Annotated in this window: 12 protein-coding genes and 1 pseudogene; 6 read left to right on the top strand and 7 right to left on the bottom strand. The window is 73.5% G+C overall.

What is annotated here, in order from left to right; genetic code table 11:
- Position 1: 1 nt before the first annotated feature.
- Positions 2 to 1,558: an MFS transporter gene (locus ABZX40_RS29830; protein ID WP_355744545.1), complete on the bottom strand. Its 1,557-nt coding sequence runs from the start codon at positions 1,556 to 1,558 to the stop codon at positions 2 to 4.
- 94 nt (positions 1,559 to 1,652) lie between these two features.
- Here ABZX40_RS29830 and ABZX40_RS29825 point away from each other — a divergent pair, with 94 nt between their 5' ends.
- Both ABZX40_RS29825 and ABZX40_RS29820 read left to right on the top strand, forming a co-directional pair.
- Positions 1,653 to 4,436, top strand: a complete 2,784-nt coding sequence (locus tag ABZX40_RS29825) for a BTAD domain-containing putative transcriptional regulator (protein ID WP_355744548.1) — start codon at positions 1,653 to 1,655, stop codon at positions 4,434 to 4,436.
- 21 nt (positions 4,437 to 4,457) lie between these two features.
- The gene (locus ABZX40_RS29820; RefSeq protein WP_355744551.1) at positions 4,458 to 4,871 is read left to right on the top strand and encodes a cytidine deaminase; all 414 of its coding nucleotides are present in this window, start codon (positions 4,458 to 4,460) and stop codon (positions 4,869 to 4,871) included.
- A gap of 87 nt (positions 4,872 to 4,958) precedes the next feature.
- Here ABZX40_RS29820 and ABZX40_RS29815 read toward each other — a convergent pair whose 3' ends face one another.
- The 3 genes and pseudogenes from ABZX40_RS29815 to ABZX40_RS29805 all read right to left on the bottom strand — a co-directional run bounded on the left by ABZX40_RS29815 (position 4,959) and on the right by ABZX40_RS29805 (position 6,673).
- On the bottom strand, positions 4,959 to 5,408 hold the full coding sequence (locus ABZX40_RS29815) for a TetR/AcrR family transcriptional regulator C-terminal domain-containing protein (RefSeq protein WP_355744554.1): 450 nt from the start codon (positions 5,406 to 5,408) through the stop codon (positions 4,959 to 4,961).
- Between the two features lie 12 nt (positions 5,409 to 5,420).
- Positions 5,421 to 5,546: pseudogene (locus ABZX40_RS29810) on the bottom strand (helix-turn-helix domain-containing protein); the annotation flags it as partial.
- A 164-nt stretch (positions 5,547 to 5,710) separates the two neighbouring features.
- Entirely contained in the window at positions 5,711 to 6,673 is a 963-nt protein-coding gene (locus tag ABZX40_RS29805) for an NADP-dependent oxidoreductase (protein WP_355744557.1), read from the bottom strand.
- A 166-nt stretch (positions 6,674 to 6,839) separates the two neighbouring features.
- Here ABZX40_RS29805 and ABZX40_RS29800 point away from each other — a divergent pair, with 166 nt between their 5' ends.
- Entirely contained in the window at positions 6,840 to 7,943 is a 1,104-nt protein-coding gene (locus ABZX40_RS29800) for an FAD-dependent oxidoreductase (RefSeq protein WP_355744560.1), read from the top strand.
- A gap of 76 nt (positions 7,944 to 8,019) precedes the next feature.
- Positions 8,020 to 8,823, top strand: coding sequence for a glucose 1-dehydrogenase (locus ABZX40_RS29795; RefSeq protein ID WP_355744563.1), 804 nt, complete (start codon positions 8,020 to 8,022; stop codon positions 8,821 to 8,823).
- A gap of 121 nt (positions 8,824 to 8,944) precedes the next feature.
- Here the strand turns inward: ABZX40_RS29795 and ABZX40_RS29790 are convergent, their stop codons facing one another.
- From ABZX40_RS29790 to ABZX40_RS29780, 3 genes are all read right to left on the bottom strand, one after another.
- The gene (locus tag ABZX40_RS29790; RefSeq protein WP_355744566.1) at positions 8,945 to 10,459 is read right to left on the bottom strand and encodes an FAD-dependent monooxygenase; all 1,515 of its coding nucleotides are present in this window, start codon (positions 10,457 to 10,459) and stop codon (positions 8,945 to 8,947) included.
- Between the two features lie 596 nt (positions 10,460 to 11,055).
- On the bottom strand, positions 11,056 to 11,871 hold the full coding sequence (locus tag ABZX40_RS29785; protein WP_355744569.1) for a response regulator transcription factor: 816 nt from the start codon (positions 11,869 to 11,871) through the stop codon (positions 11,056 to 11,058).
- A gap of 145 nt (positions 11,872 to 12,016) precedes the next feature.
- Positions 12,017 to 12,544 (bottom strand): MarR family winged helix-turn-helix transcriptional regulator, encoded by a 528-nt coding sequence (locus tag ABZX40_RS29780; protein ID WP_355744571.1) that lies wholly within the window; start codon positions 12,542 to 12,544, stop codon positions 12,017 to 12,019.
- 135 nt (positions 12,545 to 12,679) lie between these two features.
- Here ABZX40_RS29780 and ABZX40_RS29775 point away from each other — a divergent pair, with 135 nt between their 5' ends.
- Positions 12,680 to 14,137 carry an MFS transporter gene (locus ABZX40_RS29775; protein ID WP_355744574.1) on the top strand — a complete coding sequence of 486 codons (1,458 nt, stop codon included), beginning with the start codon at positions 12,680 to 12,682 and terminating at the stop codon, positions 14,135 to 14,137.
- A gap of 12 nt (positions 14,138 to 14,149) precedes the next feature.
- Positions 14,150 to 15,700, top strand: coding sequence for an LLM class flavin-dependent oxidoreductase (locus tag ABZX40_RS29770; RefSeq protein WP_355744577.1), 1,551 nt, complete (start codon positions 14,150 to 14,152; stop codon positions 15,698 to 15,700).
- Positions 15,701 to 16,381 lie beyond the last annotated feature (681 nt).

The raw sequence follows: 16,381 nt of genomic DNA, 5'->3' as shown, positions 1-16,381 counted from the left end.
GTCACCGGTCCGCCGGGACGTCCTCGGCAGGCTCGGTTCCGGGTACGGGCCCGCTGGTGCCGATGTGCCGCAGCACGACCGCCGAGAGGAAGGAGAGCAGCAGCGTCCCGATCGCGGCCGTCAGCATCGCCGTGTTCAGTCCGGACGTGGCCGCTTCCTCGGCCCGGTCGAGGAAGTCGGCGGGCAGCCGGTCCGACGCGGCGGACGCGCCCGCGAGGCTGTCGGTCGGGGCTTCGGCAGCGTCGGCGGGGGTGTCGGCGGGGATCTCGTCGCCCACCCCGCTCCGGTAGACGGCGGTGGCCACGCTGCCGAGGATGGCCACGCCCAGGGCGAGGCCCAGTTCCTGCACGGTCTCCGACATGGCGGAGGCGGAGCCGGCCTTCTCCGGTGGCGCGGCCCCGACCACCAGGTCCGTGCCGAGGGAGGCGAGCGCCCCGAGCCCGAGGTAGACCAGCCCGAAGCCGGTCACGATCAGGGCGAGGCCGCCCGCCGCGTCGACCTGGGTGAGCAGCGCGTAGCCGAGTGTGGAGAGCGCGAGGGTGGCGGCCACCACGATGCCCGGCGGGACCCGGCGGGCGACCACCGGCGCCCCGATCGCGGCGAGGAACATCATCAGCGCGGGCGGCCCCATCCACAGGCCCGCCTCGACGGGGGTCATGTTCTCCACGAACTGGAGTTGCTGGGTGATCAGCAGCATCGCGCCGCCCACGCCCACCAGCCCGACGAGCAGGACACCCAGCGCGGCGCTGAACGTCCGGTCGCTGAACAGCCGCATGTCCAGCAGGGGGTTGGTGAGGCCGCGCTGACGCCGGACGAACAGCATCGCGAACAGCGCTCCGGCCGCCGCGGCGAGCAGGGTGAAGGGCTCCGGTCCGTCCTTGGCGACGCGCTTCACCGCGTAGACCAGCGGCAGGATCGCGAGGAGCGACAGGCCCACGCTGAGCAGGTCGAAGCGCCCGGTGCGCGGGGCACGGTACTCGGGGATCAGCAGCGGCGCGGCCACCAGCAGGACGAGCGCGACGGGGACGGCGAGCAGAAACGCCGAGCCCCACCAGAACCGGTCCAGCATCAGACCGCCGACCACCGGCCCGAGAGCCATGCCGAGCGCGAAGGAGGTCGCCCACACCCCGATCGCCAGGGAGCGCTGGCGCGGGGCGGCGAACATGTTGGTGATGAGGGCCAGCGTGGACGGCATCAGGGTGGCCCCGGCGATCCCGAGGGCCGCCCGCGCGGCGATGAGCAGTGCGGTGCTGTCGGAGTAGGCGGCCACCACCGAGACCGCTCCGAAGGCGGCGGCGCCGATGAGCAGCAGCTTGCGGCGGCCGATCCGGTCACCCAGCGTGCCCATGGTGATGAGGAAGCCGGCGATCAGGAACCCGTAGGCGTCCATGATCCACAGGGCTTCGGTGCTGCTGGGGCGTAGCTCGTCGGCGAGGGAGGGCAGGGCGAGATAGAGGACGGTGACATCGAGGCCGAGCAGCACGGTGGGCAGGGAGAGGACGGCCAGCCCGCCCCACTCCCGGGGACCGGCGGAGGCGGGGGCCGAGGCGGCGCTCATCGCACTCCCCCACGTTTCGGGTTCGGGAACATACCGCGTGACCCTGCCCGGCGGCGCGCACGATTTCCTGATGGTGGCCCAGGACTAGACTGCGATGATGCGTTACGGGGTGCTCGGGCCGCTGGCCGTGTGGGATGCCGAGGGGCTGCCCGTCAAGGTCCCCGAGGCGAAGGTCCGGGCCCTGCTGGCGAATCTGCTGCTCCACGGGGGCGGCCCGGTACCGGCGGACCGGCTGATCGACGACCTGTGGGCGGGCGACGCACCGGCCGGGTCGGTCAACGCCCTCCAGACCAAGATCTCCCAGCTGCGCCGCGTACTGGGCCGGGAGCGGGTGGTCCGCGAGCCCGCCGGTTACCGGCTGGTGCTGGCGGACGGCTCGCTCGACGCCCTGCGTTTCGAGGACCTCGCCGCACAGGCCCGCGCCCATGGGGATCCCGCGGTGCGAGGGGATCTGCTGGGCGACGCGCTCGCGCTGTGGCGGGGCCCGGCCTACGCCGATGTCGCGGAGTCCCTCTTCACCCATGGTGAGATCGCGCGGCTGGAGGAGCTGCGGCTGACGGTGCTGGAGGACCGGGCCGAGGTACGGCTGACGCTGGGCGAGCATCTGGCGCTCACCGGGGAGCTGGGCGAGCTGGTGGCGCGGTATCCGCTGCGCGAACGGCTGCGGATGGCGCACATGCGCGCGCTGTACCGGGCCGGACGGCAGGGCGATGCGCTGCGGAGCTTCCAGGAGTTGCGGCGCGCGCTGGACGAGGAGCTGGGGCTGGCGCCCGGACCGGGTGCCGTCGCGCTGCACGGGGCGATCCTGCGCCAGGAGCCGCATCTCGCACCGCCCACCGTCGAGTCACCGTCCTGCCGTTCCAATCTGCCCGCCCCGCTCACCCCGCTGGTCGGGCGGCGCGAGGCGCTGGGCCGGGTCCGGGCGCTGCTCGGCCCCGACGCGGGCACCCGCCTGGTCACCCTCACCGGTCTCGGCGGAGTCGGGAAGACCCGGCTGGCGACGGCCGCGGCCCGTGCGTCGGCCGATCGGTTCCCCGACGGGGTGTGGCTGGTCGAGCTGGCCGGTCTGGCCGCCACCGCCACCTCCGACGACATCGCCGAACGAGTCATCACCACCCTCGGGCTGTGCGACACCGCGGCGTCGGAACCGGATCTGGACGACCTGGTGGGCTGGCTGTGCCAGGCGGTGGCGCCGAAGCGGCTGCTGATCCTGCTGGACAACGGTGAGCATCTGATCGAGCAGGTCGCCGCCTTCGCCGGGAGGGTGCTCGCGTCGGTGCCCGCGGGACGGCTGCTGGTCACCAGCCAGGAGGCCCTGGACCTTCCCGGTGAGGTGGTGCACCCGGTGCCCCCGCTGGCGCTGCCGGAGGGCACCGGCGCCGGGGCGGCGGCCCGCTCCAGCGCGGTGGAACTGTTCGTGCAGCGGGCGTCGGCCGCGGTGCCCGGCTTCGTCCTCGACGACGGCAACGCGGCGGCGGTCTCCGCCATCTGCCGCAGGCTGGACGGCATTCCGCTCGCGCTGGAACTCGTGGCCCCACGGCTGCGGACGCTGAGCCCGGACGAGCTGGCCCGCGGTCTGGAGAGCCGGTTCCCCCCGGAGGTCCGGATGCGGGGCCTGCCCGCCCGGCAGCGGACGCTGCGGAGCATGCTCGACTGGAGCTGGCAGTTGCTGGGCCCGGACGAGCGGGCGGTGCTGCGGCGGCTGACCGTGCACGCCGACGGCTGCACCCTGACCTCCGCCGAGGCCGTCTGCGCGGGCCCGGATCTGCCCGCCGAGCGGATCTCCGACGTGCTGTCCCGGCTGGTGGACCGCTCCCTGGTGGTGCGTGCGGCGGGCCGGTTCCGGCTGCTCGAATCAGTGGCCGCCTACGGCGCCGAACGCCTCACCGAGGCGGGCGAGACAACCACCGTCCAGACACGGTTCGTACGGTGTCACATCGAGCTGGCCGAGCGGCAGAACGAGGTGCTGCGCGGCCCGGACCAGCGGAGCTGTCTGGAGCGCCTGGACGCGGAGACCAACAACCTGCGCCGCGCGCTGGACCTCGCGGTCACCGGCCGCACCGGCGGGCAGGCGCTGCGGCTGGTGAACGCGATGGCCTGGTACTGGTTCCTGCGGGGCCGCCTCACCGAGGCCCGGCGCTCACTGCTGTCGGCGCTGGCCATCGACGCCGAGGCGGCCTCCACTCACTCAACCGCACGCCTCACCGCCCGGACCTGGCTCACCGGAATCGAGCTGCGGACGGCCGCGCCGACCGGCACGGCTCCGCTCCCGCCCGGCGCGGATCCCACGGTGGGCATCGGCGATCCGGTGCTGCGGGCCCGGCTCGGCTGGTTCATCGGCGGCGGCTGGGCCGCCCACGGGCACCACGACGCGGCCCATCGTCTGCTGACGGCGAGCCTGGCCGGTGCGCGTGAGGCCGGGGACCGGTGGGGCGAGGCAGCCGCCCTGGTCGAGCTGGTCGCCCTCGACCCGGCCCGGGGCGCGTCCCGCGCGGAACTGGGCGCCGCCCTCTTCCAGCAGATCGGGGACCGTTGGGGACAGCTCCGGGCCACCCGCGCCCTGGCGCTCGTGGCGGAACGCGACGGCGATCCCGAGCGTGCGGAGCGGCTGCACCGGGAGGGGCTCCTCGTCGCCGAGGAACTCGGCCTGTGGACGGAGGCCGTGGAGACACTGCTGCGGCTCGGCGACAGCGCGCTGCGTCGCGGTCACGCCCGGCAGGCCACCGACCTGTTCCAGCGGGCCCGCTCCCTCGCGGCCGAACGGGCGTACAGCCGGGGCGAGATCGACGCCGGGCTGGGTCTGGAACGGGCCGCTGCCGCTGAACCCCGTCACGGCAGGCGGCACCCCTGTGACCAGCCGAGTCACCGTCCCGCCTGACATCCCACGAAAGCAAGGAAGATGACCAGCCAGTCCCACCCCGTCGACCACGAACTCATCCAGGCCGCGACACAGGTGGCCCGCACCCGCTGCCAGGGCGAGGAACACAGCATGGCAGCCGCGGCCCGCGCCCACGACGGCCGGATCATCACGGCGGTGAACGTCTACCACTTCACCGGAGGGCCGTGCGCGGAACTGGTCCTCATCGGTGCGGCAGCCGCCGAGGGCGCCGACCGACTGGACACGATCGTCGCCGTGGGCGACCGCGGCCGGGGAGTGGTACCTCCGTGCGGTCGCTGCCGTCAGGTCCTTCTCGACTACTTCCCCACCCTCAAGGTCATCGTCGGCGACGGCGACCGGGTCCGAGCCGTCCCGGTCGCCGAGCTGCTCCCCGAGAGCTATGTCTGGGCCAACCACCAGCGCGACGACGAGTGACCACCGGGAAGCCTCCGGCCGCTCGCAACCTCGGCCCGGCGGGGGTTCCGGGCTCGAGAAGACCCGACTCACCTCCCCGGCCTCACGTCACCCCACCGCCGCCCCATACCCGTGCAGAAACGCCTCCACCCCCCTGGTGACGCAGTTGCGGGTCTGGAGCGGTGTCAGTTCCGGGCTGCCGTAGGGGCGGACGGTGATCTCGGAGTTGACCAGGGCGACGAAGTGGACCGTGGCGCGGGCGGGGTTCTTGATGTGCAGGAGACCGGCCTCGGCCAGGCGTTGCAGTTGCCAGGCGACCTCGCGCTGGACGCGGGTGGGACCGGCCTGGTGCCATGCCTCGATGACCGCGGGCGGGAAGTGCTGCACCTCGGCCTTGATCTGGCGGATCATCGCGAAGTGGTCGGGGAACTGGGTGCGCTGGCCGACGAACGCGAGGCCGAGGGTGAGCAGATCGGCGCGCGGGTCGGTGCCGGTGACCTGCTCGCGGACGGTGGCGATGAAGGCGTCCGCGACCCGGCTGGCGCTGTCGTGCACCACGTCCGAGAAGAGCTGGTCCTTGCCCTGGAAGTGGTTGTAGATGGTGCGCGTGGAGACCCCCGCCTCGGCGGCGATGGCCTCGATGCTGGTACGGCTGTACCCCTCCCGACCGAAGACGGTGCGCGCGCCCTGGGTGATGGCCCGGCGTTTCGCGGCCCGGCCGCCGGGGCGGCCCGTGCCCGCCGGGCGGGACGCCTCGCCGGGGTCGACGGCGGCCGTCGGTGTGGTGTTCAGGGGAGCCTCCGGTGCTTCAGCTGGGGCGTTCGGCCTAGGTTTCCTGCACGCTTTACTTTACTTTGGGGCTATCGGGCGGGCGGCACCCCGTCAGCCTCCCCCTCCCCCTCCCCCGCCCCCATCTCCAGGACCGTCTTGCCGCGGCTGTGCCCGCCCTCCACCGCGCGGAGCGCCTCCGGGGCCCTGCTGAACGGCACCACCCGCGTCACCTTCGGGTCGAGGGCGCCGGTGCGGGCGAGGTCCACCACGGCGGTGAGGATCGCGCGGTCCCTGACCGCCCCCAGCGGTGCGCCGCCGAGCAGGGCGACCGTCTCCCGGTCGGCGCCGCTCACCAGCTTCGCGGGGTCCGTCAGCAGCGTGGCGGCCTCCCGCAGCACCGCTCCGCCGACCAGATCGAGGACGCCGTCCACACCGTCCGGCGCCACCGCCCGCACCCGCGCCGCCAGTTCCGGGCCGGAGGCGACGAACCGGACGCCGAGCGCCTCGGCGAACCCCTGTTTGTCCGGCGCCGCCGAGCCCAGCACCCTCACCCCGCGCCCCGCCGCGATCTGGGCCGCGACCACCCCGACCCCGCCCCCGACGCCGGTCACCAGCAGCGTCGCCCCGGCGGGCAGGGCGAGCCGGTGGACCGCCGCGTACCCGGTGGCCCCGGCGATCGGCAGCGCCGCCGCGTCGGTCCAGGGCAGCTCGGGCGGTTTGGGTACGGCGGCCTCGGCGGGCAGCAGGGTGTACCGGGCGTAGCCGCCGGTCACCGGGCCGCCCAGGACCGCGTCCCCCACCGCGAAGCCGGTGGTGCCGGGGCCGAGCGCGACGACCTCGCCGGCCGCCTCGCCGCCCATGACCGCGGGCAGCTCCACGACCGGCGCCCCGGGCGGTCTGCTGCCCGAACGGCGTTTCCAGTCCACCGGGTTGACTCCGGCCGCGCGGACGGCGATCAGCAACTGGCCCGGTCCCGGAACCGGTTGCGGAAGGTCCGTGAAGTGCTCGACCTCCGGTCCGCCGAAGCGGTCGTACACATAGGCCAGGGGCATGGGGTTCCTCGACACCTTCCGTCGCCTGCGATCCTGCGCTGCGCGCTGCACCCACTAAGTACCATGCAGATTGCATTTTACCTAGGCTTCGGGCTAGGCTCCGGCACGTCGGAGGAGCTCTGTCCGGCCGGTGGATTCCGCACGGTAGGCACAAGGAGCGCAACCTATGGGCAGCACGGTCGCAATCGTCGGCGGCGGATACGGAGGAACCGCACTGGCCCGCCACCTCGACCCCGACTTCGACGTCGTCCTGATCGATCCCGGCGACGCCTTCGTCCACGCGGTGGCCGCCCTGCGCGGGCTGGTCGACGCGGACTGGGCGCCCCGCATCTACTTCGGCTACGAGGGGCTGTTCGCCCGCTGCCGCCATCTGCGCGACCGCGCCGTCGCCGTGGACCCGAGCGGGGTCACCACCGCCGGGGGCACGGTGATCGACGCCCAGTACGTGGTCCTGGCCACCGGGTCCTCGTACCCGTACCCGGCCAAGCCCGACATCGACGACAGCGCGCAGTCCCAGCTCCGGCACGCGCACACCCGGGCCGAACTCGCCGCCGCTTCAAAGGTGTTGCTGCTCGGGGCCGGTCCCGTGGGGCTGGAGCTGGCCGGGGAGATCACCGAGCAGTGGCCGCACATCGAGGTGGTGGTGGTCGACCCCGCCGAGGACGTGCTCGGCGGCCAGTACCTCCCGGGACTGCGCGGCGCCCTGCGCGAGCAACTCACCGCGCGGGGCGTACGGCTGGAGCTGGGCAGCGCGCTGACCTCGCCGCCGCCGGTGGAGCCGGGGGTGCGCCGCCCGTTCTCGGTCACCACCCGGGCCGGGGCGCGGATCGACGCGGACCTGTGGTTCCGCTGCTACGGCATGGCCCCGCGCAGTGACATGCTGCGCGGCGCCCTCGCGGCGGCCCGGCGGCCGGACGGACATGTCGAGGTGGACGAGCAGCTGCGGGTGCCGGGCACCGCGAACGTCTTCGCCATCGGCGATGTCACGGCCGTGCCGGAGCCGAAGCGGTCCAAGGCTGCCTCCGAGCACGCGGCCGTGGTGGCGGCCAACATCAGGGCGCTGGCCGCCGGGCGGCCGGCGGAAGAGGTCTACCGGCCGGGCGAGAGCGCGATCCTGGTGCCGCTGGGGGCCACCGGGGGTGCCTCGCAGGTCCCCGGTCCCGACGGCCCGATCGTGCTGGGCGCCGCGGAGACGTCCCGCTACAAGGGGGACGATCTGCTGCTCGGGCGGTTCACCGAGCTGTTCGCGAACCCGGCCGCACGCACCTGACCGAGCACCACCGCACCTGACCTAGCACCGCGCTCCCTCTGCCCGCCGTACCAGTCGAACGAGAGGTCGTCGACCCATGACGGACGCAACGCTGTCCCTTGCCGGCAAAGTGGCTGTGGTCACCGGTGGTGCGGGAGGGATCGGTTTCGCCACCGTGGAGGCCCTGGCGCGGGCGGGAGCGGACGTGGTCCTCGCCGATGTCGCCGACGGCCCCGCCCAGGCCGCCGCCGCGGAACTGGCCGCCAAGGGGCTCTCGGTGGTCGGCCACGGTGTCGACATCGCCTCGGAGGAGAGTGTCGAGGCGCTGGTGGACTTCACCGTGGACACCTTCGGCGGCATCGACGTCCTGGACAACAACGCGGCGCTGACCTCCGCGATCCGGCAGGACCGGGATGTGGTGTCGATGTCCGTGGAGCTGTGGGACCAGGTGATGGCGGTCAATCTGCGCGGGCCCATGCTGCTGTGCAAGCACACCGTGCCGGTGATGATCGAGCGCGGCGGCGGGTCGATCATCAACATCACCAGCGGCCAGGGGCTGTCCGGGGACCGGGTGATGGTGGCCTACGGCAGCTCCAAGGGCGGTCTGATCTCCCTGACCCGGTTCGTGGCCGCCGCCTACGGGGCACATGGCATCCGCTGCAACGCGGTGGCGCCCGGACTGGTCCGCACCCCGGCCCTGGAGGCGGACATGCCCCAGCCCGTGCAGCAGATGTTCCAGAGCGCGAACCTCATTCCGCGGCTGGGCACCCCGGAGGACGTGAGTCAGCTGGTGGCGTATCTCGCCTCCCCCGCGGCCTCCTTCATCACCGGTCAGGTGCTGTCGGTGGACGGTGGGTTCCTCGCCCATCTGCCCACGCTCTCGCCGCTGCCGCCGCGGTGAGACGGTGACGGCGGGGGTGACGGTGACGGCGGCGCGGGATCGGCCAGGCGTCCCGGCCCGGCCGGAAGGTGACCGGCCGGGGTTCGCCGCCCGGCCGGGTCCTTCGGGCCGTCCGGGGCGCTCACCCCAGCCAGGGGGTGAGGCCCGCCTCGATCGCGGGGGCGTCGGCGGGTCCGGCCCAGGCGCAGTAGCCGTCGGGCCGCACCAGGACGGCCGTGTCACCGCCGTAGGCACGCGTGCCGGTGCCGGTGTCGGTGTCCGTCCGGTGGGTGATGAGCAGGCGGTCGGGGCGGGGGGTGATCTCCGGGCCGGTGTCGGCGCCGGAGGTCCCGGACGGGGGCAGGAGCAGGACGAACCGGCCCTCGCGCAGCACCTCGTACAGGCGTCCCGTCGTGAGGGCGAGGTCGGGGGTGCGGTGGCCCGTCAGGGGGTGGGTGCCGCGGGCGGCGGGGTAGGACCAGCCGAGTCCGGTGATCTCCCCCACCGCCTGGCGGGCCACCGGCCGGACATGGGTGACCACCAGTCGGCGCAGGGTGCGCAGGGCGATCTCCAGCGGGTTGCGTGCCATGGCGAGCCGCAGATTGAGGCCGCTGCTGCGGAGCACCGCGCGGCCGATGGGGTGGCGTTCCTGGTGGTAGGTGTCCAGCAGGGTGCCGGGGGCTCGGCCGGTGGCCACCGCGGCGAGTTTCCAGCCGAGGTTGACGGCGTCCTGGAGGCCGGTGTTCATGCCCTGCGCTCCGGCGGGCGAGTGCTGGTGGGCGGCGTCACCGGCCAGCAGGACCCGGCCCACGCGGTACTGGGGCACCTGGCGTTCGTCGCTGTGGAAGCGGGAGAGCCAGCGCGGGTCGTGCATGCCGAAGTCGGAGCCGAAGGCCCGTTCGGTCAGGGCGCGCAGTTCCTCGAACCCGACCGGGCTGTCGTCGGGTTCGTCGCGGTGGGCCCGGTCCCAGGCTCCGACGCGCCAGTAGCCGTCACCGAAGGGCGCGATGAAGCCGAAGGAGTCACCGGTGCCGTGCACCCGCACGACGAGGGGCGGTCGTTCGGTGAAGCGTACGTCGGCCAGGATGACCGAGCGGATCACCACCTTGCCCGGGAAGGGCAGCCCGAGTGCCTCGCGGACCGCGCTGCGGGTGCCGTCGGCGCCCACCAGGTAGGCGGCCCGCAGGGAGGTCTCGCCCGTGGGGCCGCGCAGCGAGGCGGTGACTCCGTCGGCGTCCTGCTCCAGGCCGGTGAGTTCGGTGCCGTGGCGGATGACCGCACCGTTCTTCAGTGCCCGGCGCAGCAGCAGGCGCTCCACCTCGTACTGCGGTGTGATCAGGAGGAAGGGGTAGCGGGAGGGGAGGGCGCCGAGCGCGAAGGGGACGGCGCCGAACAGCCGCAGTTCGCGGATGATCTGTCCGGTGGCCACGAGGTCGTCGGCGAGGCCGCGGGCGTCGAGGAGTTCGAGGGTCCGGGCGTGCACGCCGAAGGCACGGCTGAGGTTGCTGATGCCGGACGGGCGCTTCTCGACCACGACGACCTCCACGCCGGCCGCGGCGAGATCACCGGCCAGCAGCAGCCCGGTGGGGCCGGCTCCGGCCACGACGACCCGGGGGGTGCGGGGGGTGCGGGGGGCCTGAGGGGGTGTGCGGGACATCCGCGACTCGCTTCCTGGTGTCGGAATCGGAGCCCGCCCCGACTGCGGGCCGGATGACGGGCCGTACGGTGCCGGGCCGGGTCGTCCGCCGTGCGGCGCCGGGTTCGGTGGTCCGCCGTGCGGTGCCGGGTTCGGCGGTCCGCCGTGCAGCGCCGGGCCCGGCGGTCCGCCGTATGGTGCCGGGCCCGATGGTCCGCCGCGCGGCGCCAGGTCCGGTGGTCCGCCGTACGGTGCCGGGCCCGGCGGTCCGCCGTGCGATGCCAGGTCCGGTGGTCCGCCGTACGGTGCCGGGCCCGGCGATCCGCCGTGCCGCGCGGGCCCGGTTGCTTCACGGCCCGCGCCGCACGGTTCGCCGGTAATCCGGTGATCGAGGGATCGGGTGATCCGGTAATGCCGTTTCCGGGCGAGCGGCTCTATCGGAGCGGAATTCACGGCAGTGATCCGCTGCCGCGATCCACCGCTGTGATCCAGAATTCCCCCGGCGGTTCTGCAAATGCGGCGGCACCCGCCCGGATGCCGGTTCCGCATGCCCGGGAGCAGAAATTCGCGCGCCTCCTCGCTTTCTCGGTCGCCGATCCGCTTTCTTCGCGGAGCGATTACGCGTGCCCCAGTTTGAAACCGACTCCGCGTACGGTGACGATCCAGCCGCTGGCGCCGAGTTTCGCGCGGAGGCTGCTGACATGGGTGTCCACGGTCCGCCGGGACCAGGAGTCCCCCCACACCTGCTGGAGCAGCCGCTTGCGCGGGATGACGGTGTCGGGGTGGGACGCCAGCAGGCAGAGCAGGTCGAACTCCTTGCGGGTCAGCTCCACGTCCCGGCCGTCCAGGCTGACCTCGCGGGAGTTGACATCGATGTGCAGCGGCCCGTAGTCGATCTTCTTGCCCAGTCGGCGCTGGGTGCTCACGCGCCGCATGACGGCGTCGATCCGGGCCATCAGCTCCCGGAAGCCGTAGGGCTTGACCATGTAGTCGTCGGCGCCGGCCTGGAGGCCGAGGACCCGGTCCAGTTCGGAGCCGCGGGCGGTGACGACGATCAGCGGGACGCAGCTGACCGAGCGGATGGCCTTGCAGACCTCCAGGCCGTCCAGGTCCGGCAGTTCGAGGTCCATCAGCACCAGGTCGGCGCTCTCGTGGGCCTCCAGGGCCGCGGCGCCACGGGTCACGGCGGTGACATCGTGGCCGTGGCGGCGCAGGCCGTCCTCCAGGGTGCCGACGGCACCCACGGTGGCGGTGGTGTCCGCGGTGTTGTCCTCGACGATCAGGATGCGCCAGCCGCCGGACGCGGGAACCGCGGCCTGTAACGAGCCCGGCAGGAGTTCGGCGACCGGACGGGAGACCGGGGGTGTCCCGGATCCGTTCGGCTGGGTGGGTATGAGAGGCTTCCGCAGGACTTCTGAAGATTGAGGCGTCATTTCTCTCCCCCGCAAGTCAAGTTCCTTGCACGAAGCAAAACTTACGTACCAGCATACAAAGACTGCATGGTGAATTCCAAACATGTTCCGTGAATTCACTGTTGCAGCCGTGTGAAGCCGATTCGGGGTTCGGGAATATCAGGAACTAGCCATCCGTAATTCGGGAACCGGTTTCCGGGGCGCGCGCCCGGTCGTCGGCGTCGAGGACCCGGCGCAGCAGTTCCGTCAGCGTCTCGCGCTCGGCCTGGGTGAAACCCCGCAGGAACGAGTCCTGGGACTGCTCGGCCACCCGCCACAGCCGGCGCTGGAGCGCCTCGCCCTCGCCGGTGAGTTCGACCAGTTGCCGGCGCCGGTCGGCTCGATCCCGCGTACGCCGGACCAGTCCCCGCTCCTCGATCGCATCCAGGTAGCCCCCGAGATGGCTGCGCTGGAAGCCGAGCCGGTCGGCCAGCACATGCTGGGGCAGCGGGCCGAAGTCGGCGAGCGCGGTCAGGGTCGCGAAGTGCGGCAGCCGCAGTCCGTGCCGGCCCACGGCCTCCACCAGGGCGTCATGGCCGATCCGCGCGGCGTGCCCGGCGAGATAGGACGGCAGCGACAGCAGGCTCGGGGGCCGGGGCACCGCCGCCGCTCCGCCCGCGGTCGCACCGCGGCCCTGTTCAGGGGTTTCGTTCATCTGTTCACGGTAGCGCAACATTATGGCTGGACGTAATGATGACAGAGTGGAATGATTACGCGATGACATTAGTTCGGCGCTCGATCCGTGGTGCCGAGCCACGGACCGCGGCGCCCGTTCCCGAAGGACCGCTCCATGACCGAAACACCCACGACCAAGGCCGAGGCCCCCACCGGCTCATCGTTAAGCACCGCCGCCCCGTTCGCCGCCCTGCTGCTCGCCGTCCTGTCGTTCTCGCTGATGCAGACGATGGTGGTGCCCGCGCTGCCCGACCTCCAGCGGGAGTTCGACGCCTCCACCACCGGTGTCTCCTGGGTGCTCAGCTCCTTCCTGCTCACTGCCTCGGTGGCCACCGCGCTGCTCGGGCGGGTCGGCGACATGTTCGGCAAGCGCCGGGTGCTGATCGCCAGCCTCAGCGTGTTCGCCGCCGGTACGCTGCTGGCCGCGCTGTCCGGCTCGCTGGCCCTGCTGATCGTCGCCCGCGCGGTGCAGGGCGTCGGATCGGCCGCGTTCCCCCTCGCGTTCGGCATCGTGCGCGACTCGTTCCCGCGCGAGCGGGTGCCCGTGGCGATCGGGCTGATCTCCTCCACGTTCGGCATCGGCTTCGGTGTCGGGCTGGTCGTGCCGGGTCCGATCGTGGACGCGCTGGACTGGCGGTGGATCTTCTGGTTCGGCCTCCTCGTGATCCTGCTGGGTATCGCCGCCGTCAGCGCCTTCATCAAGGAGTCCGCGGTCACCTCCCCCGGCCGGATCGACTGGACCGGTGTGGTGCTGCTCAGCGCGGGCGTGGTGGCGCTGCTGCTGGCCATCAGCCAGGGCAAGTCGTGGGGCTGGGCGTCGGGTCCGGTGATCGGCCTGTTCGTCGCGGCGGCCGTGCTGCTCGTGGTGTTCGTGTACGCCGAGAAGAAGGTGCGCGATCCGCTGATCGACATCCCGCTGCTGGTCCGGCCCGCCGTACTGACCAGCCATGTCACCGCGCTCATCATCGGTTTCGGCATGTACGGCGCCTTCACCCTGGTCCCGCTGCTCGCCCAGACCCCGCGGGCCGCCGGGTACGGCTTCGGCGCCTCCGTCACCGAGGCCGGGCTGTTCATGGTGCCGATGGCGGTCACCATGCTGATCGCCAGCCCGCTCGCCGGGCGGATCGGCGCCACCGTGGGCTGGAAACTGCCGCTGGTCCTGGCCTGTCTGATCGGCGTGATCGGCTTCGTCATCTACGCCGGGGCGCACGACAGCGAGGGCGCCATGTACGCCGGTTCGGCGGTGCTGGGCATCGGCGTCGGGTTCGCCTTCGCCGCGCTGGCCAACCTCGTCGTCAGCGCCGTCGACCGCGGCCAGACCGGTGAGGCGACCGGCATCAACACCATCATGCGTACCATCGGCGGCTCCCTCGGCGCGCAGATCGCCGCCTCCCTGGTGGCGTCCCGGACCGTTCCCGGGACGCAGTTCCCCGCCGAGTCCGGCTACACCACCGCGTTCGTCATGTCGGCCGTCGCGCTGGGCGTCGCCACCCTCGCCGCGCTCGCCGGGCCCGGCAGGCTCTGGAGCCGCACCCCGGCCCCCGCGCCCGCCCCCGGCCGGTCCGCCGCCTAGGAGTTCACGCACATGCCTGACTACGGACACGACCTCCTCTTCGGCGCCGTCCTGGTGCCGGGCGCGGGACCCGGGGACGAACCGGTGGCGACGGCCCGCGTCGCGGACCGGTCCGGGCTGGATCTGGTGAGCGTGCCGGACCATCCCTACCGGCCGGATCTCCTCGACGCCTGGGTGGCGCTCGCGGTCATCGCCGCGTCCACCACCCGGGTACGGGTCTTCCCCAACGTCGCCAACCTCCCGCTGCGTCCGCCCGCCGTGCTGGCCCGCACCGCGGCGGGCCTGGACCGGCTCAGCGGCGGCCGGGTCGAACTCGGGCTGGGCGCCGGGTCCTACTGGGACGCCATCACCGCCGACGGCGGACCGCACCGCACCCCCGGCGAGGCGGTCCGCGCCACCCGGGAGGCCATCGCGATCGTCCGGGCGCTCTGGCACGGCGACGGGCCGGTCCATGTCACCGGCGAGCACTACCGGCTCGACGGCGCCGCCCCCGGCCCCGCCCCCGCGCACCCCATGGGGATCTGGGTCGGCGCCATCGGCCCGCGCATGCTGGACCTGGTCGGCCAGACGGCCGACGGCTGGCTGCCCAGCGTCCCGCATGTACCGCCGGGCCGGCTCGGGGCCGGGCACCGGCGGATCGACGAGGCGGCGCTCGCGGCCGGGCGCCCGCCGTCAGCCGTCCGGCGGCTCTACAACCTCTCGCCGGGTCCGGGCGGTTTCCCGCGCGGCCCGCTGGACACCTGGCCCGAGCAACTGGCCGCGCTCACGCTGGAGCACGGCACGAGCGCGTTCCTGCTGCCCGCGCGGCAACCGGCGCTGATCGAGGTGTTCGCGGCGGAGGTGGCGCCCGCGACCCGGGAACTGGTCGCCGCCGAGCGCGGCGGTACGGCGGCCAACATCCCGGTGGCGGCGGCCGTGGCGGTGGCGGGCGCGCGCACGGCCACCCTCGCCCCGCCCGGCGAGCGGCTGTCCGTACGGCCCACCCCCGATCCCGGGGTACGTCGGTCCACGGAGCGCCTGTGGGACGAGTCCACGCGCCCCACCGGTCCCCCCGCCGACCCCGAACGGCGCTACCCGCGCCACGAACAGGAGCCCGCCCGCAACCTGATCGCCGCGCACGACCAGCTGCGCGCCGACCTCGAACGGCTCGGCGCGGTGGTCCACGAGGTCCTGGCCGACACCCTCGACCCCGGCGAGGCCCGCTCCGAGATCCAGAAGCTGAGCCTGCGCCAGAACATCTGGACCCTCGGCGCCTACTGCGCCTCGTACTGCCGGGTCACCGCGCTGCACCACACCCGCGAGGACCAGGACCTCTTCCCCTACTTGCGCCGCTCCGACCCCCGGCTGGGCGCGGTGCTCGACCGGCTCGCCGAGGAGCATCACGCCATACAGGGCGTGATCGAGCGCCTCGACCGCGAGCTGATCGCCTTCGCCCTGGGCGAGTCGGGCGGCGAGGGACTACGGGCGACGGTGGACCTCCTCACGGACACCCTGCTGTCACACCTCTCGTACGAGGAGCGGGAACTGATCGAGCCGATGGCGCGATTCGGGACGGGGTGGTGATCCGGGGGAGGGAGGAGGACGGGTTGTAATCCCGGCGGGGGGGGGCGGCCTGGTGGTGCCGGGAGGGGACGAGCTGGTGATCCCGGGGGGGGTGTGGACGGGCTGGTGATCCCGGGGGGGGAGACGAGCTGGTGACCTGCGGGGAATGCCCGCGGCTGGACTCCGCCGGGGGCGGGCCCCCTGCCCGGGCCCGGCCCTCGCCGGGCCTGCGGCCCGGGGTGCTTTCCGGGGGTATGCGACAGGGGCGGCGCCGAGGCGGGGGTTGGCACGCAGGTTGCGGGCCTGGCGACCCGCCACCGGGGCGACACCCCGTCGAGCCGCCTGCGACCCGGCACCGCACCCGCCGGATCGGCCGCCTGGGGTCCGTCCCGGCTGGGGTCCGTCCCGGCTGGGGCTGCGGCCTGGGTTGCGGGCCCGCCGACCCATCGCCGGGCCCGCAACCCGGGCCCACTCCCGCCGAGCCCGCGACGCAGGCTCCGCCCCGGCTGGCGCTGTGGCCCGGGTTGCCGACCTGCCTGCCCTCCACCGGGGCACGCCTCCCGGCGGGGGCGCGACCCGGGCTCCGCTCCGGCCGGAACCACCATTCGTGCTCCGCCCCCGATGCGGCTGCGGTCCGGGTTACGGGCCTGGCGACCGCCCCCGGGGCGCTGTCCCCGCCGGGCTCGCAACCGGGGTTCCGCT

This window comes from Streptomyces sp. NPDC004610 (assembly GCF_040609715.1).
Lineage (GTDB): Bacteria > Actinomycetota > Actinomycetes > Streptomycetales > Streptomycetaceae > Streptomyces.
The sequence above is the reverse complement of the archived record's forward strand: the minus strand, read 5'-3'. Positions and strand labels throughout refer to the sequence as shown.